Below are 19,985 nucleotides of genomic sequence, written 5' to 3'. Positions count from 1 at the left end.
CATGAGCCTGGCCGTACAATTCCACGACTTGCACCCGTCCCCAGCCTCAACATCGCTTCGCGATGAGATACTGACGGGATTCAGAGCCGATCAAAAGTTCGCCTCGCCAAAGTTCTTTTATGATCAGCGTGGTTCTGAGTTATTTGATCAAATTTGTGAGCAGCCAGAATACTACCCGACACGGACCGAGGAGGCGATCCTCGCGGAGGCCGCCGATGATATAGCCGAGATAGCCGGGCATGAAGCGACGTTGATCGAGCTTGGCAGCGGGGCGAGCCGTAAGGTACGACTTCTACTGGAAGCCATGCGTCCTAGCAGTTACCTGGGAATCGACATCTCGCGGGATTTTCTGCTCGACAGTACACGACGACTAGCGGCGGATTACCCATGGCTTGAAGTGCATGCCGCCTGTGCCGATTTCTGTTGCAATATGGCCTTACCGGACGGGCTATGCTGCGAAAGACCGGTCGGTTTTTTTCCTGGTTCAAGTATCGGTAATTTCGACCCCCAAGCCGCTGAAGATTTTCTTCGTGGACTGCATTCTTTGTTACCCACCGGCAGCGGATTGTTGGTAGGAGTCGACTTGGTTAAGGATAAGCCGACCCTTGAAGCCGCCTACAACGATGCAGCGGGTGTGACGGCAGCATTCAACCTAAATCTATTGGAACGGCTACGGCATGAGCTGCACGCTAAAATCGATCCCGCCAATTTTGTCCATCATGCGTTCTTCAACGAAGCACACTCTCGTATTGAGATGCATCTGGTCAGTCAGTTACCTCAAGTCGTCACTATTGAAGGGGAGCGCTTCAGTTTTCTGGAAGGCGAGACAATCCACACTGAAAACTCGTATAAATACACGCTCGAGGGGTTTCAGGCGTTGGCGGGACGTGCGGGATTTGAGGCGCTCTCGTCCTGGACCGATGCGAATAGCTTGTTTAGCGTCCACTACCTGACGCGTGCCTAGGGGACACTGATAGCGCGGCCACTACAACTCCACATTAAGCGCTGATAGGGAAGGCCAAGGACAGGCCAATCCCGGGAGTACACATAAGGGGTCGCGCCAGTTCGCGGTGTCACTTCGGCGCTGAGGGTAGCCACCTTGAATTGAGGGGCGCGCTTAAGGACCATTCCTTCGTAGCAGATAGCTGCAGTGATGCTGGTGGTCGTGGTACTTAGCAGTTCTCGGCCGGTTTCGATGGCACGCATGCGTGACATCTGGAAGGGCAGGTGAGGGCCGAACCAAGCATTGTTGCTGACATTTACTAGTAACTGCGCTTCGGACAGAAGTTCTGTGACTTCGGCACCAAGACCGCTTCGTAGGAGATGAAGACCCCTAAGGGCGCCTCTGATGCATTAAGAACGTGTGCTTGCCTTCCCGGTATGAAAACAAACATGGCCGCCCCGAGCACGTCGGGGACCGAACCCAAGAAGTCTCGAAACGGAACATATTCACCTAATGGCACCAAGTGCGTTTGTAGTAGAAGCCTGAGAGATGGGAGAGGCTCACCACCACATTTTAGATACGACCCTCCGCTTCGCATATCGGGACGCCAATCAGTAACAAGTTGCCTGCCTGCTCGGCTAACGCCTCAAGCTCAGCAAGATATTCATTAGCCTGGTTATATCACATCGGGGTTGCTGCTTCTGACCAGATCCCGATGTCGGTCCCGAGGGCAAGGTACCGTGGCTTTTTTCGAGCACTACGCTTACTTATTAGCACTAGGGAAACACTACAAAAAACCGCCTGAGCTTGCAGGTAGTCATCGTCAGGGAATTGGTATCTAGCTTTTTGTCACCGTCTGCCAAAGCTGCCCTATGGATAGAGTTCTTCGCTGTGCTAGCGCAAGAAAAAGCCTTGCTGCGCAAATTGTCGACTAGCGTACCCTCCATCAGTAACGGAAACCGCTGTAAACCGACGGCCGGCTTCCCGCGTTCACGGCCTATTAGCTTCACGGAGCCCGCCCCGGCTCGTTCAGACCAGACTAATCGTTATGCTTTTTACCAAATAAAATTCCAACACGCGCGCGCCGCAACGGCTCACCGATCAAGACGATCAGCCCGACCCCAACCGCAATGGCGAGCATATCGGAAGGTACCAGCTTGAAGCCGCCTAAGGCGATCAGCAGAGCTGTGGCCGCAGCGGGCGGGTGCGAGGCCTTAAGTAGCTGCTGAACGAGCAGGCAAATTCCCATCGCGATGGCCGATGCGACGACGCGCGACAGGGCCATGGTCTGGCTCGACAGCACCGATGCCCATACGAGGAGCCGGTTAAGCTGTGTACTCAATCGGCAAGGAGTGTCGGTAGACGTCATTTGTCCACGGACACGGGTGGCTGATCAAAAACATTAATCACATGCTACAGGCCTCGCCCGCTAGGTAGCCCACGCGAGAATATAACGTTCACGTTCATCGCGCCCGCCTTTACCAAGGGAGTGACTCCCCATTGCTATGCCATAACCCACCATTGTTATCTAGTGTCAGCGCTTCAATACGTGCGGCAATGCCCAATGCAGCCTCTTGTGGACTGATCAATCCACCAGAATTAACCATGCGTGTTTTCACATAGCTGGGATGAAGGTGAGCCACGGCAATACCCAACGACCTCAAGTCCATCGCCAACGATTTACCAAACGCATTGAAAGCAGCTTTAGAGGCTCGGTAACCCTAGCACCCACCGGAGTCGTTATCCGCTAGTGAGCCCATGTGGCTAGTGATATTAGCGAACTTCTACCCTTTTTAAGATTTGGTAGTAGCGCTTCCACTACTCGCTGTGGCGCATAGACGGTGATTTCTATCTGCTCGCGGCGACTATCGAAATCAACACCACCTAGTAACTCATCGCGAAGCAGTCCGCGTTGTTAATTAATAGATCTACCTCGTGGCCCTTAAGCTCCTCGACCAGCCGGGCGACGTCGCCAGGCCGGGTGTCATCAATGCCCTCATTCACCTGATCGGCCTCGCGATCTAGTTCTTCCGACGACTGGCGGCAGGCACCGAACACTCGCCATCCAGCATCAAAATAGTGTTCTGCGAGCACCAAACCTACACCGCGGTTGACACCCGTAACGACAACTGCCGATTTCATTTTTGTCCCTCGCTTCCTTTCCTAATGTGTCCTACCAAGCCTAGGTGATAATAGCGCTACTGACCTGGAATAACCCACAAGACGTGCCCTTAATATACATTCAATCCCTTGGTTAAACTTGTGCAACCCAAGGCTTCTTGACTATGTTTCAAGTTATGTATGCGAATCGACACAGAGGTAGAGCTGCATATTAAAAATAAAGAATTCATGGAGGAATGCCCATATGAGCCAGCCGTGCACGATCATTTTCGATGGAGAAGAAATAAGAGGCATCGCCGATGAGCCATTGATCGACTTTCTAGAAGGTCATGGCATCGCTTTGCCAAGTGTTTGTTATCATCCCTCGCTAGGGGCGATTGAAACCTGCGATGCCTGCTGGGTCGAAGTCAATGGAGAGCTAAAACGAGGCTGCGCGCTGCGTACCCAAGAAGGGATGCAAATTTCCAGCCGTGATCCACAGGCTGTTGCAGCACGCCACGAAGGAATGGATCGCCTGCTTAGCAAGCATGAGCTGTACTGTACGGTATGTGAAAACAATAATGGCGATTGCAGCCTGCATAACGCAGTGGTGGAAATGGATATCCCCATTCAACGTTATGAGTTTCAACCTAAACCGCATGCTAAAGACACTACTAGTCCGTTTTATACCTACGATCCTGACCAATGCATTCTGTGTGGCCGTTGTGTCGAAGCGTGTCAGAACATCGAAGTCAATGAAACCTTAAGCATTGACTACGCCAGTGAAAACCCTCGCGTACTTTGGGATGGCGGCAAGGAAATCAATGATTCAAGCTGCGTTCATTGTGGACATTGCGTCACTGTTTGCCCTTGCAACGCACTGATGGAAAATAGCATGGATGAGCATGCGGGTCCGCTTACCTCCATGCCATGGTCACTTAAACGGCCGATGATCGAAATCGTCAAGAAAATCGAAACGACCATCAGCGCTAAGCCCATCACAGGGATTTCGGAAATAGATTCAGCTTGGCGCCAGCCCGGCATCAAACGCACTAAAACGGTCTGTACCTATTGTGGCGTCGGTTGCTCATTTGAAATGTGGACGCGCGATCGTCATATCCTCAAGGTTCAACCTTCCCCTGACGCTCCTGCCAACGGTATTTCTACCTGTATTAAAGGTAAATTTGCCTGGGATTTCGTTAATAGCGAGAAACGACTGACCACTCCACTGATCCGTGAGAATGGCCGCTTTCGTGAAGCCAGTTGGGAGGAAGCATTAGATCTCGTAGCTCGCAGGTTGCTTGAAGTCCGCGACACGCATGGTTCTAACAGTCTGGGTTTTATTGGCTCAAGTAAGGCCAGCAATGAAGAAGCTTACCTAACTCAGAAAATCGCTCGTTTGATCATCGGCACTAACAGTGTCGATAACTCATCGCGCTATTGCAAAAACCCCGCCACTAAAGGCTTGTTTCGCACTGTCGGCTACGGTGGAGACGCCGGTACCATCAAAGATATTGAGCAAGCTGAGGTGGTCGTGTTAGTGGGTAGCAATACGGCCGAAAACCATCCTGTGATTGCTTCAAAGATTAAAGCTGCGCAAAAACTACGCGGCCAAAAATTGATCGTCATGGACCCACGCAAGCACGAGATGGCCGAACGCGCTGATATTTTTCTACGCCCCAATGCCAGCACTGACCTTATTTGGGCTTCGGCTCTGTCGCGTTATATGTGCGATAACCACTTAGCGGACCTGGATTTTCTGGGAAGATGGGTCAATAACGTGGAGGAGTACCGCCGCTCATTGGAGCCATTCACCTTGGATTTCGCCGAATTCAAGACAGGGATTTCCAAGCAGGAGCTAATCAACACCGCCGAAATGATTGGCCGGGCAAAAAACGTCTGCCTGCTGTGGGCGATGGGAAGCACCCAGCACTCCCACGGCTCGGATACTAGTACTGCACTTTCCAACTTACTACTGGTAACAGGTAATTATGGCAAGCCCGGCACTGGCGGTTACCCTATGCGTGGCCATAATAATGTGCAGGGTGCGAGAGATTTTGGCTGCCTACGCAATATGTACCGCGGCTATGATAAAGTCACCGATGAGAGCGCACGACAGCGCTGGGCTAAAGGCTGGGGCGTCGATCCGAGCCAGCCCTCTAATGAGGTCGGTGAAGGCAATTTCCTCATGGTGCAATCGGCCGACCAGGGCGATATCAAAGCGATGTATGTGATTGGCGAGGAAACTGCTTTTTCCGATGCCAATACTCATAACGTACATTCCGCCTTTGAACATCTTGATTTTATGGTGGTGCAGGATATCTTTTTAAGCCGTACTGCGGAGTTTGCTGATGTAGTGCTGCCCGCCTGCCCTAGCGTTGAAAAAGACGGAACATTTGTCAATACGGAACGGCGTATCCAACGCTTCTATGAAGTGCTGCCACCACTTGGTGACAGTCGTCCTGATTAGCGTATCCTTACCGACTTGGCCGCTCGTATGGGCCATGATTGGGGTTACACACACCCTTCTCAGATTATGCAAGAGTGCGCCTCTATCTCGCCGATGTTCGCTGGCGTCACCTACGAACGCCTGGAGGGCTGGAAATCCCTGTCGTGGCCAGTAGCTGCGGATGGTACTGATACACCCCTTCTGTATACCGATGGATTTCATACAGAAGACGGCAAGGCCAACCTTTTCCCGATGGAGTGGAAGGAGCCTGAAGAAGCTACCGATGCGGAATATGATTTATCACTCGATAATGGTCGGATACTTGAACAATTCCAAGGGGCCAATCAGACAGGCCGATCGGAAGGCATCTGGGATCAGGCCCCGCATGGCTTTGTCGAAGTTAGCCCTGAACTTGCCGCCGAGCGGGGCATCAAGGAAGGCACTTGGGTACGGATTACTTCACGACGCGGCAGTATCGATTTCCCAGCGTTAATTACTGACCGTGTGGCTGGCAAGACCCTGTTCATGCCAATCCATTTCGGCAAGCCGGGAGTGAACGCCCTAACGGGCGAACATAACGACCCCGTTGTACAAACCGCCGGCCTACAAGGAGACAGCCGTCAAACTTGAGGTGCTCGACAAGCGCACAGAACCGCCACTACCCAGTACTAACTATCGCTTCGGGCGGCGCACGCCTAATCAAGGCGTAGCGGTTGCGGTCAAGTGGACGCAAGAAGATTATCGGTTACCGCCCGCCCAGCAAACCAATCCGAGGAAAATGTAATGGCCGAACGAATCTCCCAGGACGTGACGCCGCCAAAGATAGGCCCTGATGCTCACGAAGAGTTAGAGACCCTGCTTCAGACCCTACATGAGCATGGGGTGCTGCGCTTTACTAACGATATGGTGGCCGCCAATTCCGATATTATTCGTATCTTGGTTAACGGACTGAGTAAAGAAGGGTCTCTCAACGCTATTCAATATATCTCGATCATGGCGATGACCTTGTCCTCCATCCCCCCGGATCGTTTTTACCAAGTGATGTTCGCGATTAAGGAGGGGATGGGCGAGGTCAGCAGCTATCATGGTAATGAAAAGAGTAGTGAAAAGAGTGACGCAAAGACCGCTGAAGAAACTGACAACAAAGAAGCACCAGGTATCCGCGGCCTGCATAAGCTGCTGCACGACGATGAACTCTGGCATGCCATCCAGCCACTACTGGCGGGGTTAAGAGCTTTTTCCGAGCGGCTCGACAAGCCTATCGACAAGCCAGTCACCGACTTTACCGGCAAGGCGACAGAGGGACCATAAACCACGAACACGCTGGTAAATGAGTGCCCAGACTAGGCTGAGCGTTTGTTGACGGCACTATTGGGCAACACATAAGAGGGTCCGAGAATCCGCTCCGAGCCTGAGTAAATATTAAAACGACCCTCGCGCAGAAATCCTACCAGTGTTATACCGAACTCTCTTGCCAGCCGCACCGCATAACTGCTGGGGGCGGAAATCGCGCATACAACCGACACCCGCGCCATGATACATTTCTGAATGAGCTCGAAACTAGCTCGTCCACTTAGTAGAATGATGCGAACAGAAAGCGGCAGCTGATTATTCAATACTGCCCATCCATTCAATTTGTCCACCGCATTATGACGTCCAACATCTTCTCGTAATACCAGTAGTTGCCCACTGGTATCAAACAGGGCAGCGGCGTGTAACCCGCCGGATTGCTCGAAGAGTGTTTGATGCTTGTGTAGCTCTGCTGGCAACGAAGAGAGCAGTTGTCGACTCAACTGATTGGAAAATGCTAAAGGTGGCAGCCCCTGCATAGCCTCAAGATTCAGCTTTTTCTTACCGCATACGCCACAGGCGCTGTTAGAGAGAGATGAACGCTCCAAGCGTTCGGCCTTAGTGGCATTAACGCGCTTAAGCACTACTTGCAGTACATTGGGCTGCCCGACTAGATGGTCGATAACTTCAAAGTCATCCTTAGTACGCGCGAGCCCCTCGCTTAGCATTAATCCGGCGGCCAGTTCTCGATCGTGGCCTGGTGTTCGCATAGTGATAACAGGTTCGGCACCCGATAGGCGGATTTCCAACGCCTCTTCGATGGCCAAAGCGTCCTCTCTGGCGGTGATACCTTTGGCGTCTAAGGTGAGGATATCCAAATGAATATCGCCGTATTCGTGCGCGTTCCTCGCTATATCCATTGTAAGCTCCTTGCCCTGGTCTCTTCCTGAGTCGCGGCCACTTTTTTAGCAAGCAACAAGTCCACTATCGTTGAGGCTAGTTCAGCTTTTACCACCTGCCAATAAGATATGTGCTTAATCCTCCACATACCGCTAAAAAACCGCTATTCATATATATAGGTAACCGTACGCTGTCCAGCATCAAGGTGTCATCGCTTGTTCACCTACTTGACTCCGCATTGTCATTCCCCCCGTCCAGGATCCTTACAAAGAGAATATAGGAAACACTACAAAAAGCCGCCTGAGCTTCCAGGCAGCCATCGACAGGGTATCGGTATCTAGCTTTCGGGCATGGTCTGGCTCGACAGCACCGATGGGGCCTGGCTCGCCCCGGTCAGTAGAACACCGACTTCGCCTGCGGCCACGCCAATCAAATGCCCCATCACCGTGTTGTAAAGCCTGGCCGACTCTAGGTTGGGCTTGTGCACATGCAGGAAAATGCTCGGACCCAGGCTGGGGAATAGCCAGGGTTGAGCGGCGATGACCGCTACACCCCCGATCAATAGCGTCGTGAATGCAGCGGTGACCGGGGACCAGAACCACTCCGGTCCGCCAAATGGCTTTCCATTCTTCGTATCCTCGCCCATCAACTTGGCACTATCAGACTTTGCGGAGCGGTCTGCTTGATTCGCGTCTTCAGCCAGGCCAATTGCCGACTGTTATGCTCCGACATGCGCTGCAATAGCTCCATCATTTCGTCGTCGCGCAGCGCCTGCGTAGCTTGCTTCAACACAACGATCGATATATGCGATTCCTGTGCCAGCAACCAGCAATCATGCAAATCACGCAGTAGCGAAAGAGGGCCCTTATGGTGGCTCGGCTGAAGCACCTCAAGCAGCTTATCTGCCTCCTTTTCCTGAGTTTCGCCGTAGCGCTGGATGCATGGTTGCAAGTCTTCGGAATGCTCTTGTGAGAAGCGCGCTAGCATTTTGCATATCGCGCCAATGTCCGGCTCGGCTTTATGCTTTTCCGCCACGGCGAACAGCGCCTGAGCAGTGGCGCGCGAGCTATCGTCGAGCAGACCGAGGTAATCGGCCACATGCGCCCTGGGGTTCTCCGAAGCCTCCTTTAAATGCTCGTCGCGCATCGGATCATCCATCTCGAAGGGCTCGCCCGGTTGCATCTTTCGCAAACGCACCGCGGCGTACTTGAAATACGGCTGTTTGCTCACCGGATCCCACTCATACAGCGTCATCTCGTTGACTGCTCGAGGCCGCTCGTCATTGTCCCAGTAGCCATAGTGAAACGGCATGAACACATGGCCTGGCTCGATATCACCAATACGCGCTGGAGCGTAGGCCCACCCGCGCCGGCTCTCAATCTGCAACATGTCTCTTTCTTCGATCCCCAGGCGCTCTGCATCTTCGCCATTAAGCTGGATAAAGGCATCCGGCGCAGCTTCGTTCAGCTCGCGAGAATGGGCAGTCTTGGTTCGCGTGTGGAATTGGAACACCACTCTTCCGGTGGTCAAGTGCAACGGATAGTCCTCATCGACTATTTCGTGAGGAACAACGTAGTCGGCGCCCTTCAAAAGAGCGCGGCCAGCGGGGTTCAGCGCTTTAAACGTTTTGGGCGTGACGGCCGCACCGGTGTCCAGGTCATGACCGAAGTTCTCCGCTGTGTCGTAGAATGTACGGAAAACATAGTCGGAATAGAGGTGTTCGCGCCCGTGCGGATACTGCTCATTGCACGGCCAGTGGATACCGGAGCCGCCGCTTAGTTTCTCATAGCTCATGCCCGTGTAGTCGCAGAGTTGGCCCCGCGTACATTCGCGCCACGCATCAAACGCTTCCTCGGGCGTGTTCCACTTGATCAACGGCTCGCCATCCTTGTCTCGAAAATCCATGCGGCGTGCATAATCAAGCCAGATATCGAGGTCGGCTCGCGCCTCGCCGGGGGGCCTCGATGGCCTTATGCGAAATATGCACTGTCCGGTCGACGTTCGTGAAGCAGCCTGTTTTCTCGCCCCAGATCGCTGCCGGCAGCACGACATCGGCCAGAAGGGTCGTCTCGGTATGAAAACCATCTTGAGCCACCACGAAGAGGTCTTTGCGAGCGAGCATCGCGCGTACTCGATGTAGGTCCGGCAGCGACACGGCGGGATTGGTGGCCGAGATCCAGAGCATCTTTAAAGTACCTTTTTCCGCGTAGCGGAAGATCTCCAATGCATGGGTCGGCGGTTTCCAGGCGGGGAGCTGTTCTTTTTCTATGTTCCCACAGATCCGCCAGTTGCTGGGCATGGTCCGGGTTTTCCCAGTTACGAAAGGCCGGCAAGTCGCCGTCGGCACCGCACTCGCGCGTGTTCTGTGCCGTGGGTTGGCCATTCATTTGTAATACACCGCTGCCAGGCTTCCCGCTCAGGCCACGGATGAGGTTAATGTTGTTGACCTGAACCGCAGCGGCCGTTGCCTGGTTAGACTGATAGACGCCCTGCAAGACAGTAGAGACCAAGCTTTTAACCTCACCGAGAATGGTGGCAGCAGCACGCAGGTCAGCTACCGGCACGTCAGTCAGTTCTTCGACACGCTCCGGCGAATACTTCGCCACCGTTTGCCTGAGCTTGTCGAAGTCCATCGTGTGATTGTCGATGAAGTCCTGGTCGATATGCCCCGCTTCAATAATCAGGTGGAGCAGGCCGTTGAGCAGCGGCACGTTGGTGCCGACCCGTGGCGCCAGGTGAACGTCCGCCTTGGCCGCAGTGGCTGTACGCCGCGGATCGATTACCACCAGCTTGGGCGGGTTGGGTCCACTTAGCCGGTCGAGAATCCGCATCCACAACACAGTCTGGGTATTGGAAATGTTATGGCCAACGTGAAGAATCCCCTCGGTCATATCCAGATCGGTATCGCTTCCCGGCTGACCGTCCGAGCCGAAGCTTTCCTTCAACGCTGCCGCAGCGGTTGCAGTGCATAATCGGGTATTACCGTCCATATGAGGTGTGCCGAGGCCAGCCTTACCGATCACGGCGAGGGTATAGTACTCCTCCAGAAATAGCTGGCCCGACGTATAGAAGCCTATTGCATTAGCCGTGTACTGCTCATAAATCTCTTTTGAGCGGCGCACGATCAGCTCCATCGCTTCGTCCCAGCTAGCCGGTTCCAGTTGGCCGCTGTCACGGCGAATCAACGGCTGAGTGAGCCGATTATCGCTGTGGTTGGCAATCCAGCCATGCATCCCCTTCGGCCCGAGCCGGCCTCGGTTGACCCGGTCATCGGTGCGACCGCGCACGGCGACGATTTTTCCTTCCTTGACGCCGATGTCTAACCCACATCCGTTCGAGCACAATACACAGGCCGATTGCACCCAGCGCTCAGGCTCGTCGGCAAGCTGATAATCAGGGCGATCGGGCCATTTGCCAACGTAGGGCGTTCTATCAACCCAGATATTGTCGATACTGTCTCGGGATTGTGCGGTCATGGCAGGCTCCTAACATGCATGTATGTGACAACTGAGAGCAGCATAGTAGATAACGGCCATCTCAACAGGAGCGGTCTAGCTGAATCTGACCAGGTATTCTAGACACTGTTTGGTCTAGTATTTGGGGTTTGAAGGGTTTGTCTAAGCGGTCAATGTAAGTGTTCGAATAAGGTTTTCATCTAATGATGAGCCATTATGTCAGCTGAAGTGGCTATAGTTTCCCGGACACACAGAGGCAGGTAATATCTCCTGCTTATAGAGGTGTGTCATGACTCAGAAGAAAACCAATTCTTATACCGACGAATTCAGAGAAGGTGCCGTCAAACTGGCGATAGAATCGAATCAGCCAGTTGCCCAGTCCGCCCGGGAACTGGGGGTGAACGTCAATACACTGCATACCTGGATCAATAAATTTCACGGCGAACCACCGCCAGGCTCCGGTAAGCAGGTAAATGACGTGCATCTGTATGAGGAGCTAAAACAGCTGCGTCGTGAAAATGCCCGACTCAAGGAGGAGCGGGAACTGTTAAAAAAGGCGGCAGCCTTTCTTCGCCAAAGAATCACGCTGAAATACACCTTTATCATGCACCATCAGAGCGAATTCAGCATCGCTCTGATGTGTCGGGTGTTTGACGTTTCCCGAAGCGGTTATTACGAGTGGCAATTACGGCCGCCCAGCTTGAGAAACCAGCGAGATGAAGCGTTGAAGGCCAACATTCATAAACACCATCAAGCCAGCCGAGCGACGTATGGGACGCGACGTCTCCAGCAGAAGCTGTCTGAAGAGAATGAATCAGTCAGTCGGCGTCGCATTGGCCGATTAATGCAGGAGGAAGGCTTGGCGTGCAAAACAAGGCGCAAGTTCAGGGCAACAACGAACTCGAAACATGATAAACACGTTGCTCCCAACCTGCTGGATCGACACTTCACCACGGAGAAGCCCGATCAGGCTTATGTGGGGGATATCACCTACATACCGACGCGGGAGGGGTGGCTTTACCTAGCGGTGTTTATCGACTTGTATTCGCGCGCTGTCGTAGGTTGGTCAATGGATAGTCGCATGCCGACCTCGCTGGTCAATGATGCGCTTACCATGGCGATTTGGAAGCGTAGGCCTAAGGCCGGATTACTGGTTCATAGCGACCGCGGCAGCCAGTATGCATCGGACAACTTCCAGCAGCTGCTGACGCAACATGGTTATCGGTGCAGTATGAGTCGTAAGGGAAATTGCTGGGATAATGCCCCGTCAGAAAGCTTCTTCCACACGCTAAAGACGGAACTTGTTCACCATGAAGACTTCAAGACGCGGGCTGAAGCGAAGCAAGTCATCTTCGAGTATATCGAAGTGTTTTATAACCGGGTGCGGCTGCACTCCAGCAATGGCTATATGAGTCCAGTGGACTATGAGTCAGCGCTACCAGTAGCTGCTTAAAAATATGTCCGGAAGACTGTTGCCACATCAAGCTTTAACTAAAAGATCGCTTCTGGCCGGGCAACGACGGCCCGAAATAGGCCGTCGTTTGTCTATATCAAACTTCTGTTTGTTCTGCCACATCCAACGCATTATCTATTTCAATCCCAATATATCGGACGATGCTTTCCAGCTTCGTGTAACCCAGGAGCAGCTGCACTGTCCTCAAGTTTTTCGTGCGACGGTATATAAGCGAAGCTTTGGTGCGGCGCATTATGTGCGTGCCATAGATTGAGGCATCTAAACCTATTTCGGTGACCCAGGCTTTCACAATATGGACATATTGGCGCGTGGAGAGATGCTTTGCGCTGTTGATTCGGCTGGGAAACAAGAAGTCTCTATTTCTGAGTTGAGCAAGCTGTATCCAGTCCATAACTGAGATAGGGGTTTGCTCGGTTATTTCGAACTGTTCAGGTCTTTGCTTTTTTTGCTGCGTCCAATGGCTCGTGAGGGCATACACGCATCATGGGCTATATCCCGTACTCGTAAATTGACGAGGTCGTAGCTCCGAAATTTACTATCCTATCGTTGACCAGGCTAAAGAGGGGGGAGATCTTTCGTCTTTTTAGCAAGTTGTAGCCGAACATTAATAGCTCAGGTATTTTTAAGAAGCATAGGCCTCCTGTTCTACCAACTTGCCTTTACTACAAGATGCAATGGAGATTTCAGCCGAAATATTCATGGGTTGGAGATCGGCGATATATAGACACGGAGGGTATTCTCTTGCAAGACACCAATTATTCCCCAGCACAAACGAAGGCGAAAAAGCTGAACCAGCACTGCGTCTGCGTCACTCTCGATCGGCCAGAAGTGGTTCGTAGTCTAGCTAATCAGTTGGGAAGTAATGCGAACGACATGCTTTCCAGTTCAGTCTGGCATCACTTCTTTTCAGATGTTGCGGTTTTTGTTCCCAGCCAAGATCTTGATCGAATGCTGCCCATTGTCGGAGCTCTGGAAGCTGCGGCCAAGCTCCCCGACTTTCATCACCGTGTGTTTTCCAGAGCTCCTCAGAGCGCCCGAGCCAATCCTGGCCCCGTAGGCGCCTTCATGGGCTATGATTTTCACCTCGGTGGGGAGGGTCCGCTTCTCATCGAAGTCAACACCAATGCGGGGGGCGCGTTCCTCAATGCTGAGCTTGCACGTGCCCAACTGCAATGCTGCAGCGGGGCTACTCGGGTGGCCTGGGCCGAAAACTTTGATACTGCGGTCATCGCCCAGTTCGAGAGTGAATGGCGCGCCCAGCGGGGCAGTGGACGACCGAAAAGCATAGCGATCGTCGATGACCAGCCTATCGAGCAGTACCTCTATCCTGAGTTCCGACTGGCACAGCAGCTGTTTCGGGATAATGGTATCGATGCCCACATAGTCTCTCCCTCTGATCTCAGATATGAGTTGGGTGCGTTATACAGCGGCGGCGAGCGAATCGACATGGTTTACAACCGCTTAGTGGACTTCGCTCTGGAGGTGCCAGAGCATGCCGCACTGCGCTCGGCTTGGCTGGACGGAGGCGCTGTCATAACCCCAAACCCATTCGCACACGCACTCTTTGCAGACAAGCGCAATTTAGCCGAATGGTCTGATCCTTCCATTCTTCAGGATTGGGGGTTGAGCCCAGAGAACGCCGAGCTGCTTCGCTGCGGCGTTCCGCGCACCGTTAGGGTTGCCGCCAGTAACGCAGATGAGCTTTGGCAACAGCGACGGCTGTGGTTTTTTAAACCAGTGGCAGGTTATGGCAGCAAGGGCGCTTATCGAGGCAGCAAACTTACCAAACGCACATTTTCCCAGATACTCGAAAGTGACTATATCGCTCAGGCGTGCGTGCCTCCCTCGGAGCGACTGGTTCTGGTCGATGGCGAGCGGGAAATGCTCAAGGTAGACGTACGGCTATATACCTATCGTGGCAATCTGATTCTGGCTGCGGCACGCCTGTACCAAGGCCAAACCACGAATTTTCGTACACCGGGGGGCGGATTCGCACCCATACTCATTGAGCCGATCTGACATAAGGCGTGGCGTTCCAACCATAGTCTTACGGAGCGGCCTGGCACTGATCGGCAGCCTGGGTAGACGCTCGCTCAGACAAGTTCAGCAAAACAGACCATCTTATTGTTTAAATTTGGCATGCCAGTAAAACCTTACTACTCTGAACAAATCACGTGATGAGAGGTGAATCAACGCTTCCTTTCTAGGAACAAGCGAGGTGCCGCAATGCAGCCGAAAACTAAGCATTTAGCGCTGGGAGCAGCCTTCGGGCTTGCAATACTCGTTCTGATTTTACTCCTTGTCGTTGTTTGGGTGGCTTATTCCGGCACCTACAACATCGCGGCGACTCAAGTCCATCAGCCCCTTGTACGCTGGACGCTGATGACAACGATGAAAAATTCTGTAGCAGACAGGGCAGAAGCCATCACGACTCCTTCAATGAATGATGAGAGGGTGACTGCCGGAGCGACCGACTACAAGTGGATGTGTCAACATTGCCACGGCGGCCCGGGAGTTCGACAGAGTGAGTGGGCTAGAGGCATGCTGCCAGAGCCGCCACATCTGACCGATACCATCTCCGAATGGGAGCCCCGCGAAGTATTCTGGTTGGCTAAACATGGGATACGAATGAGTGGTATGCCTGCGTTCGTACCTACTCACAGTGATGATGAAATCTGGAACATCACTGCGTTTGTCATGCGCCTACCCGGCATGACGGAAGATGAGTACGCAAGCTTTGAAACGGGCAGTTCAACAGATCATGGACACTAAAGGGAAACGCTATGAACATGTCTTATTGGCGTTTCGGCGCGATGATCGCTACCTCTACGGTCATTATGTACGGGGTGATGTATCTCAATACGTAGGCCTATGAGCATGTCTTCTGGAGCGAAACCAGAGCATGGATGGCACTTGTGATGGGCGCTGTGATGGCGGTGATAATGCTGAGCTTTATGTTCAATATGTATCAGAAGAAACTGATCAATATCGCCATTTTTGTGGGCAGGCTCTGCTTTTCACCGCCGCATTATGGCTCGTCCGCAGCCAGGCTACCGTGGGCGTGGACGAGTATATGAAGGCAATGATTCCTCACCCTTCCACGCGATCTTAACCAGCGAGCGAGCACAAATTTCCGATCCGCGTGTGCGTAAGCTCGCCGATGAAATTATTGAGGCACAGCGTCGCGAAATTGCGGAAATGAAATATCTCATACGCGATTTGGAGAGGGCCGACTGATGTTTATTCCTTACACAGAACCGCCCTCGTCAGATCCTTATCCTTTCGACAGTAACGCTGGGCACCGCTTTTCTCGCCGGTTGGGGCGATCCTGCCCCTGGCGAAGGAGTGGAAAATCCGATGATGCAAGGGCCGTCTCCCGACGCGGTTGGAGCGCAGGAGGCCGTCAACTCGCCTGATATACCGGCGATCGATCCCCAAACGATGCAAGAAGCCGAAATCGAAAAGGTGCTGGGAGACGCTGCGTATTGCGCCTATCGGTATACCGCAGAAAGCCCGGCGATTCTCGCTATCGACAACACGGATCAAGGCCAGGGTGCCCGCGCAGTTACCAAGATTCATGGTCGTCTAGTGGAGTTATCAGCAGACCACAATCCTGATTATGAAAACTTGAAGCAAGGCCTCATGCTCACCGCAGAAGGGTTGACGATGAGGGTGTTTTCGGATGAAGAAGAACCAGAATCAGCGGAGCCAGGAGAGCTCATTACAGCAGAGCTACACTTTTGCTCTTCAACAGGGTTGGAACGCCGGGTATCTAGGCTGGTATAGGTGCGAAACAGAATAGGCAATGCCTCTTCAGTGCTTCTTGATAGTGCGCCCGTTCGGGACTTGGCCAGCGAGTAAAAGCTGTTCGGCGTGTTTTTAGCGCAAAAAGACCAGCGACGATCAGGTAAAGACCTGGAGAAGCAGCTGCTGCAAAAAATATGAACAGTTCTCGGCCTAGCATTACTCCCTGCGGCAGGAGACCTAGCCGGCGGCCTAATATCTGTCATGCATGCTCAGTAAGGAGGTTGCATGGATTTCGATTTTGATAAGCTAGTCTATCCAGAAACGGTTGTTATTGATGGTGTGGAGCACAAAGCTCAGAGGGATACCTTCAAAGAAAAATGAGTATCCCTTATTCAGAGGAACCCGACGTGGGAATGAAAGCAGTGATAGTTCAAAAGGCAAGCAAAAGAGAAATACACCTCAAGGTAACTGATGTTCAGTTTCTCGAAAGTCTGCAATGCTGCAAACAGGGTATTTCTCATTTGTTTCGAAATAGTCTTCAGACATCTTTCATTCGTCCTGTTTGGCGAACAAGGCGCATGGCTTCGTGTTCTTCTAAATCCAAAAGTGCATCCACCAACTCTTTGGTCTCAGGGATTTCCGCTTTGCCAGCCAAGCTGCGATAAAGACTGATTGCTTGCTCATGGAAGTCGAAAATCTCGTGACAAATATCGTCAAAACTCAACTCGGCGTAAGGAGCATCGCAGGTCCGATGCGTACGGATAGGTTTATGCTCTAGATAGTCATATACATATGTTTTTAATGCCTTTGTGTCGGCTTGTTGCTCAAAGCGTGCAACAACACGCTGCATTTCTGCTTCGTGAGCAGCTAAATAATTGAGCAGCATTTGAGCACGCTCTTCTTCATGCGCGGTGGCGCAGTGGGCTAGGCAACTAGCGAGATGTTCATGTAGCTGACGCGTCCCATCAATCAAATCACCAAACGTTCTGACTTCCATGGGATAGCTCCTATAGCGCTATTAATGTTAATGAGCGTGGTGAGAATGCTCGCTATCGTATGATGTGCCGCGTTTGGCGAGGAACATCCACTCACCTAGCAAAATGATCGCCATTACTACGCCTGCAATCATAAGAACAAAAGGGTCTGAGGTGGCTTTTACCCAAATAAAGCCCAGCAACACAATGGCGTCCAGCAGTATGGCAATGACCAGTATGATAGGGTTGGCGCTCACGCTCTCTTTAAGATGCCGCAGCACACCCCAGTGAATAGCGATATCCATGATCAAATAAAGAATAATGCCGAGTGCTGCGATACGGCTCAGGTCAAAGAAGGCCGTGAGCACCAAACCGAATACAATGGTGTATACCAACGTGTGCTTTTGCAGGCTGCCGGGCATGTGAAAATGACGGTGCGGTACCAGTTTCATTTCCGTCAGCATCCATGCGCGAAACGGCAAAGACGCTGGCGATAATCCCACCGGCGGTAGCCAGCATGGCGAGTATCACAGTAAAGGCAACCGCCGCTTCACCAAGCGCGGGCCGAGCCGCAGCGGCCAGCGAATAATCTTGTGTTTCAATAATTTCTGATAAGGAAAGGTTGCTGGAGCGGCAAAGCCGACAAGCGCATAGATCACCATGCATAAGGCAATTGAGATCATAATCGCTCTACCGACATTCCGTTTGGGGTTCTTAAGCTCCGAACCGATGTTAGTAATAGTCGTGAAGTCTTTAAAGGCTAAAATGCCCAGTGCCGTTGCGCCTAAAAAAACCTGCGATTGTAGGCGAAGGTGCTTCGCTGCTTGCCCCCATTTCGAGAGAATCGGCAACAAACACACCGACAACACCAAACACAACAATACCGCCTATTTTGACGAACCCGAGTACCGAGGCAACCGTCTCAATTAGCTTGTTGGCGGATAAATTGACCAAGAAGGCCGCTAGTAGTAAACCAACACCTAATAGAGGGGCATAAAAGGAGCGATCCCCTAATTCCAAGGTGTACGAGCCAAAGGTTCTCGCCAAAAAGCTCTGCGCGATCACCATAAAAAAATACATCAAAAGCGCATGAAAAGCGGTGGGGAGTGTGGGGCCGTATGTTTTCTAAAGTTACATGCCGAGGCCGCCCGCCGATGGGTAGGCATTGGACATCTTTACGTAAGAATAAGCGCTGAAAGAAACGATCACCGCAGCGGCCAAAAAAGCGAGAGGAAAAAGATAACCGGTCATTTCGGCCATCTGGCCGGTTAACGCAAAGATACCAGCCCCAATCATCACGCCTGTGCCTAATGCAACGGCACCGACCAGCGAAAGACTGCCTTCTTTATACTGTGGCGTTCTGTCCTGTTTCGCCATAAAAAAAGCTACCTCTTCAATATCGACAGCGACTACCCTCGCTGTTTCGGATAGAAATGAATGAAGTTACCTTACCTACAGCATGGGTGACGATTCTGAACGCAACCTGAACAACGCAGAATGAAGACATGATCCCGATCAAGTGTTTGGCGAAAATAGGCTTGCTCATCCGAGCAGCATTCGAAGCGGCATCCACAGTCCCACGGTACCGACAAAAAGCGCCAGTGGCGCGGCAAGCCGGATAAGGGTACCCGCTAACATCAGTAGCCCCGCCAGCGTTTCAGCGTAAGGGTAAACATAGCTATAGGGGACATGGCGCTGGGCAAGCAGATCGTAGTTGAGAAACATGGTGCTGAAGCTTTCTACGTCTTGAAGCTTTTGCAGACCCAAGAGCACCATCGCAGTGGCAACGGCGTACTCTGGCATACGAGTGGTGAACAGGGAGCCTTGGGCAGCCCAGCTAAAGGCAAAGCCGATCAATAGCGCGGTGGCGAAAATCGCCAGCACCGGACGATAGGTAATGGACTTAGCGTAAGGAACGCTCATCCCCAGGTGCTCGCGGAGTTCTTCATAGCCGCCGATACGTTCATCGCCAAGATATACTTGAGGCGTTGTGTCGCATTTTCCTGTTCTTTAAACGCGTCAATTTCTTCCCGTGAGGCCAACAAGTTATCGTCAACTGTGAAGCCTTTACGCTTGAGTAGATCAACCGTTTTCAAACCACGGGCACATATGCTCGACGGTTTTCATCCGGTAAACCTGTGCAGAGGCAGTGGATGTTGACGTTGGTATTGTTTTTCCTTCGCTAAGAATATGGTATTTGCTAAAAATATAGAACCTTTGTGCTACACAAAGGCAAGTATAGCCATGCTCATTTATTTTAAAATTCTAGCTACGGTTACGAATAGGTTTCTGCAACGATAGAAATATATGTTAAATAAAAAGGCAAGCATAAAGGCTGGCCCTGTATCTTAAATTAGTGACTATATATTAATAGTCAACATGTAACTCATAACGGTTATCATCATTTGCGTTACTGCCACCCCCTGATCTTCCTGTAACTTCGAGTTGATAATTCCCAGGTTGCAACTGATGGACAAGGTTGAAGTGGCCTTGTGGACTGGACGCTTCTGCTACTCGTTGTCCAGACTCATTGTAAAGAACTGCTGAAATGCGGTTACCATAGCTCCTTATGCCGGGAAAATGCTCACTCGTCACTTGTAGGGTAGTCGCTTGTTCAATATTGATATTGAAACGTTTGGATTGCCCCTGAGCA

At 52.1% G+C, this 19,985-nt stretch carries 23 protein-coding genes and 2 pseudogenes; 9 read left to right on the top strand and 16 right to left on the bottom strand.

Annotated features, from left to right (window positions below):
- The first annotated feature begins 1 nt into the window (after position 1).
- A complete protein-coding gene (gene egtD, locus B4967_RS12180) occupies positions 2-964 on the top strand; it encodes an L-histidine N(alpha)-methyltransferase (RefSeq protein ID WP_083025447.1) in 963 nt (320 codons plus the stop codon).
- A gap of 1,018 nt (positions 965-1,982) precedes the next feature.
- Here egtD and B4967_RS12165 read toward each other — a convergent pair.
- From B4967_RS12165 to B4967_RS21000, 3 genes are all read right to left on the bottom strand, one after another.
- A complete protein-coding gene (locus B4967_RS12165) occupies positions 1,983-2,312 on the bottom strand; it encodes an HPP family protein (RefSeq protein WP_083025444.1) in 330 nt (109 codons plus the stop codon).
- Positions 2,313-2,421: 109 nt separating this feature from the next.
- Positions 2,422-2,613 (bottom strand): Rossmann-fold NAD(P)-binding domain-containing protein, encoded by a 192-nt coding sequence (locus tag B4967_RS21005; RefSeq protein WP_340638765.1) that lies wholly within the window; start codon positions 2,611-2,613, stop codon positions 2,422-2,424.
- 214 nt (positions 2,614-2,827) lie between these two features.
- Complete coding sequence (locus B4967_RS21000) at positions 2,828-3,037, bottom strand: Rossmann-fold NAD(P)-binding domain-containing protein (protein WP_340638764.1); 210 nt, start codon at positions 3,035-3,037, stop codon at positions 2,828-2,830.
- Positions 3,038-3,308: 271 nt separating this feature from the next.
- On the opposite strand from B4967_RS21000, the gene B4967_RS12155 reads away from it, so the two are divergent.
- The 3 genes from B4967_RS12155 to B4967_RS12150 all read left to right on the top strand — a co-directional run bounded on the left by B4967_RS12155 (position 3,309) and on the right by B4967_RS12150 (position 6,803).
- Positions 3,309-5,513 carry a molybdopterin-dependent oxidoreductase gene (locus B4967_RS12155; protein ID WP_243470557.1) on the top strand — a complete coding sequence of 735 codons (2,205 nt, stop codon included), beginning with the start codon at positions 3,309-3,311 and terminating at the stop codon, positions 5,511-5,513.
- 27 nt (positions 5,514-5,540) lie between these two features.
- Complete coding sequence (locus B4967_RS19570) at positions 5,541-6,122, top strand: molybdopterin oxidoreductase family protein (RefSeq protein WP_243470556.1); 582 nt, start codon at positions 5,541-5,543, stop codon at positions 6,120-6,122.
- A 153-nt stretch (positions 6,123-6,275) separates the two neighbouring features.
- A complete protein-coding gene (locus B4967_RS12150) occupies positions 6,276-6,803 on the top strand; it encodes a helical membrane plugin domain-containing protein (protein WP_083025443.1) in 528 nt (175 codons plus the stop codon).
- A gap of 32 nt (positions 6,804-6,835) precedes the next feature.
- Here the strand turns inward: B4967_RS12150 and fdhD are convergent, their stop codons facing one another.
- From fdhD to B4967_RS18325, 5 genes and pseudogenes are all read right to left on the bottom strand, one after another.
- Positions 6,836-7,702 (bottom strand): formate dehydrogenase accessory sulfurtransferase FdhD, encoded by an 867-nt coding sequence (gene fdhD, locus B4967_RS12145; RefSeq protein ID WP_083025441.1) that lies wholly within the window; start codon positions 7,700-7,702, stop codon positions 6,836-6,838.
- Between the two features lie 317 nt (positions 7,703-8,019).
- Positions 8,020-8,328 carry an HPP family protein gene (locus tag B4967_RS12140; RefSeq protein WP_083025439.1) on the bottom strand — a complete coding sequence of 103 codons (309 nt, stop codon included), beginning with the start codon at positions 8,326-8,328 and terminating at the stop codon, positions 8,020-8,022.
- On the bottom strand, positions 8,328-9,587 hold the full coding sequence (locus B4967_RS18330) for a molybdopterin oxidoreductase family protein (RefSeq protein ID WP_207953623.1): 1,260 nt from the start codon (positions 9,585-9,587) through the stop codon (positions 8,328-8,330). The genes B4967_RS12140 and B4967_RS18330 overlap by 1 nt, the downstream gene beginning before the upstream one ends.
- Positions 9,588-9,600: 13 nt before the next feature.
- Positions 9,601-9,867 (bottom strand): molybdopterin-dependent oxidoreductase, encoded by a 267-nt coding sequence (locus tag B4967_RS20430; RefSeq protein ID WP_279384710.1) that lies wholly within the window; start codon positions 9,865-9,867, stop codon positions 9,601-9,603.
- A gap of 214 nt (positions 9,868-10,081) precedes the next feature.
- A pseudogene (locus B4967_RS18325) lies at positions 10,082-11,158 on the bottom strand (molybdopterin-dependent oxidoreductase); the annotation flags it as partial.
- A gap of 268 nt (positions 11,159-11,426) precedes the next feature.
- Between B4967_RS18325 and B4967_RS12130 the strand changes: the two are divergent.
- Complete coding sequence (locus B4967_RS12130) at positions 11,427-12,590, top strand: IS3 family transposase (protein ID WP_083025438.1); 1,164 nt, start codon at positions 11,427-11,429, stop codon at positions 12,588-12,590.
- Between the two features lie 97 nt (positions 12,591-12,687).
- On the opposite strand, the gene B4967_RS18160 is transcribed toward B4967_RS12130, so the two are convergent.
- Complete coding sequence (locus tag B4967_RS18160) at positions 12,688-13,089, bottom strand: tyrosine-type recombinase/integrase (RefSeq protein ID WP_167408847.1); 402 nt, start codon at positions 13,087-13,089, stop codon at positions 12,688-12,690.
- A 263-nt stretch (positions 13,090-13,352) separates the two neighbouring features.
- Between B4967_RS18160 and B4967_RS12120 the strand changes: the two genes are divergently transcribed.
- From B4967_RS12120 to B4967_RS12105, 4 genes are all read left to right on the top strand, one after another.
- Positions 13,353-14,630 carry a hypothetical protein gene (locus tag B4967_RS12120; RefSeq protein ID WP_083025436.1) on the top strand — a complete coding sequence of 426 codons (1,278 nt, stop codon included), beginning with the start codon at positions 13,353-13,355 and terminating at the stop codon, positions 14,628-14,630.
- Between the two features lie 207 nt (positions 14,631-14,837).
- Positions 14,838-15,383 carry a c-type cytochrome gene (locus tag B4967_RS12115; protein WP_083025434.1) on the top strand — a complete coding sequence of 182 codons (546 nt, stop codon included), beginning with the start codon at positions 14,838-14,840 and terminating at the stop codon, positions 15,381-15,383.
- Positions 15,384-15,513: 130 nt separating this feature from the next.
- A complete protein-coding gene (locus tag B4967_RS18320; RefSeq protein ID WP_207953628.1) occupies positions 15,514-15,723 on the top strand; it encodes a hypothetical protein in 210 nt (69 codons plus the stop codon).
- A 233-nt stretch (positions 15,724-15,956) separates the two neighbouring features.
- Positions 15,957-16,397, top strand: coding sequence for a hypothetical protein (locus B4967_RS12105; RefSeq protein ID WP_139794482.1), 441 nt, complete (start codon positions 15,957-15,959; stop codon positions 16,395-16,397).
- 499 nt (positions 16,398-16,896) lie between these two features.
- On the opposite strand, the gene B4967_RS12100 is transcribed toward B4967_RS12105, so the two are convergent.
- From B4967_RS12100 to B4967_RS18310, 7 genes and pseudogenes are all read right to left on the bottom strand, one after another.
- Positions 16,897-17,355: an ATPase gene (locus tag B4967_RS12100; RefSeq protein WP_083025431.1), complete on the bottom strand. Its 459-nt coding sequence runs from the start codon at positions 17,353-17,355 to the stop codon at positions 16,897-16,899.
- Positions 17,356-17,382: 27 nt separating this feature from the next.
- Positions 17,383-17,784, bottom strand: coding sequence for a hypothetical protein (locus tag B4967_RS21570; protein WP_340638763.1), 402 nt, complete (start codon positions 17,782-17,784; stop codon positions 17,383-17,385).
- Positions 17,785-17,859: 75 nt separating this feature from the next.
- Positions 17,860-18,192, bottom strand: a complete 333-nt coding sequence (locus B4967_RS21565) for an amino acid permease (RefSeq protein WP_340638766.1) — start codon at positions 18,190-18,192, stop codon at positions 17,860-17,862.
- Positions 18,086-18,412: a hypothetical protein gene (locus B4967_RS21560; protein ID WP_340638767.1), complete on the bottom strand. Its 327-nt coding sequence runs from the start codon at positions 18,410-18,412 to the stop codon at positions 18,086-18,088. The genes B4967_RS21565 and B4967_RS21560 overlap by 107 nt, the downstream gene beginning before the upstream one ends.
- A 51-nt stretch (positions 18,413-18,463) precedes the next feature.
- The gene (locus tag B4967_RS21555) at positions 18,464-18,709 is read right to left on the bottom strand and encodes a hypothetical protein (protein WP_340638762.1); all 246 of its coding nucleotides are present in this window, start codon (positions 18,707-18,709) and stop codon (positions 18,464-18,466) included.
- 165 nt (positions 18,710-18,874) lie between these two features.
- The gene (locus tag B4967_RS12090; RefSeq protein ID WP_243470555.1) at positions 18,875-19,255 is read right to left on the bottom strand and encodes a MauE/DoxX family redox-associated membrane protein; all 381 of its coding nucleotides are present in this window, start codon (positions 19,253-19,255) and stop codon (positions 18,875-18,877) included.
- Positions 19,256-19,699: 444 nt separating this feature from the next.
- Positions 19,700-19,985 (bottom strand): annotated as a pseudogene (locus B4967_RS18310) (hypothetical protein); the annotation flags it as partial.

Source organism: Vreelandella lionensis, assembly GCF_002087295.1.
Classification (GTDB): Bacteria; Pseudomonadota; Gammaproteobacteria; order Pseudomonadales; family Halomonadaceae; genus Vreelandella; species Vreelandella lionensis.
Note: the sequence above shows the minus strand (reverse complement) of the source record. Positions and strands in the feature narration are given on the sequence as shown.

Bases quoted from the DNA above. Each gene is read 5' to 3' on its own strand.
- egtD (WP_083025447.1), top strand. From the start codon at position 2: ATGAGCCTGGCCGTACAATTCCACGACTTGCACCCGTCCCCAGCCTCA.
- B4967_RS12165 (WP_083025444.1), bottom strand. From the start codon at position 2,312: ATGACGTCTACCGACACTCCTTGCCGATTGAGTACACAGCTTAACCGG.
- B4967_RS21005 (WP_340638765.1), bottom strand. From the start codon at position 2,613: ATGGACTTGAGGTCGTTGGGTATTGCCGTGGCTCACCTTCATCCCAGC.
- B4967_RS12155 (WP_243470557.1), top strand. From the start codon at position 3,309: ATGAGCCAGCCGTGCACGATCATTTTCGATGGAGAAGAAATAAGAGGC.
- B4967_RS19570 (WP_243470556.1), top strand. From the start codon at position 5,541: ATGGGCCATGATTGGGGTTACACACACCCTTCTCAGATTATGCAAGAG.
- B4967_RS12150 (WP_083025443.1), top strand. From the start codon at position 6,276: ATGGCCGAACGAATCTCCCAGGACGTGACGCCGCCAAAGATAGGCCCT.
- fdhD (WP_083025441.1), bottom strand. From the start codon at position 7,702: ATGGATATAGCGAGGAACGCGCACGAATACGGCGATATTCATTTGGAT.
- B4967_RS12140 (WP_083025439.1), bottom strand. From the start codon at position 8,328: ATGGGCGAGGATACGAAGAATGGAAAGCCATTTGGCGGACCGGAGTGG.
- B4967_RS18330 (WP_207953623.1), bottom strand. From the start codon at position 9,587: ATGGATTTTCGAGACAAGGATGGCGAGCCGTTGATCAAGTGGAACACG.
- B4967_RS20430 (WP_279384710.1), bottom strand. From the start codon at position 9,867: ATGCTCTGGATCTCGGCCACCAATCCCGCCGTGTCGCTGCCGGACCTA.
- B4967_RS12130 (WP_083025438.1), top strand. From the start codon at position 11,427: ATGACTCAGAAGAAAACCAATTCTTATACCGACGAATTCAGAGAAGGT.
- B4967_RS12115 (WP_083025434.1), top strand. From the start codon at position 14,838: ATGCAGCCGAAAACTAAGCATTTAGCGCTGGGAGCAGCCTTCGGGCTT.
- B4967_RS18320 (WP_207953628.1), top strand. From the start codon at position 15,514: ATGGATGGCACTTGTGATGGGCGCTGTGATGGCGGTGATAATGCTGAG.
- B4967_RS12100 (WP_083025431.1), bottom strand. From the start codon at position 17,355: ATGGAAGTCAGAACGTTTGGTGATTTGATTGATGGGACGCGTCAGCTA.
- B4967_RS21570 (WP_340638763.1), bottom strand. From the start codon at position 17,784: ATGAAACTGGTACCGCACCGTCATTTTCACATGCCCGGCAGCCTGCAA.
- B4967_RS21560 (WP_340638767.1), bottom strand. From the start codon at position 18,412: ATGTATTTTTTTATGGTGATCGCGCAGAGCTTTTTGGCGAGAACCTTT.
- B4967_RS21555 (WP_340638762.1), bottom strand. From the start codon at position 18,709: ATGGCGAAACAGGACAGAACGCCACAGTATAAAGAAGGCAGTCTTTCG.
- B4967_RS12090 (WP_243470555.1), bottom strand. From the start codon at position 19,255: ATGAGCGTTCCTTACGCTAAGTCCATTACCTATCGTCCGGTGCTGGCG.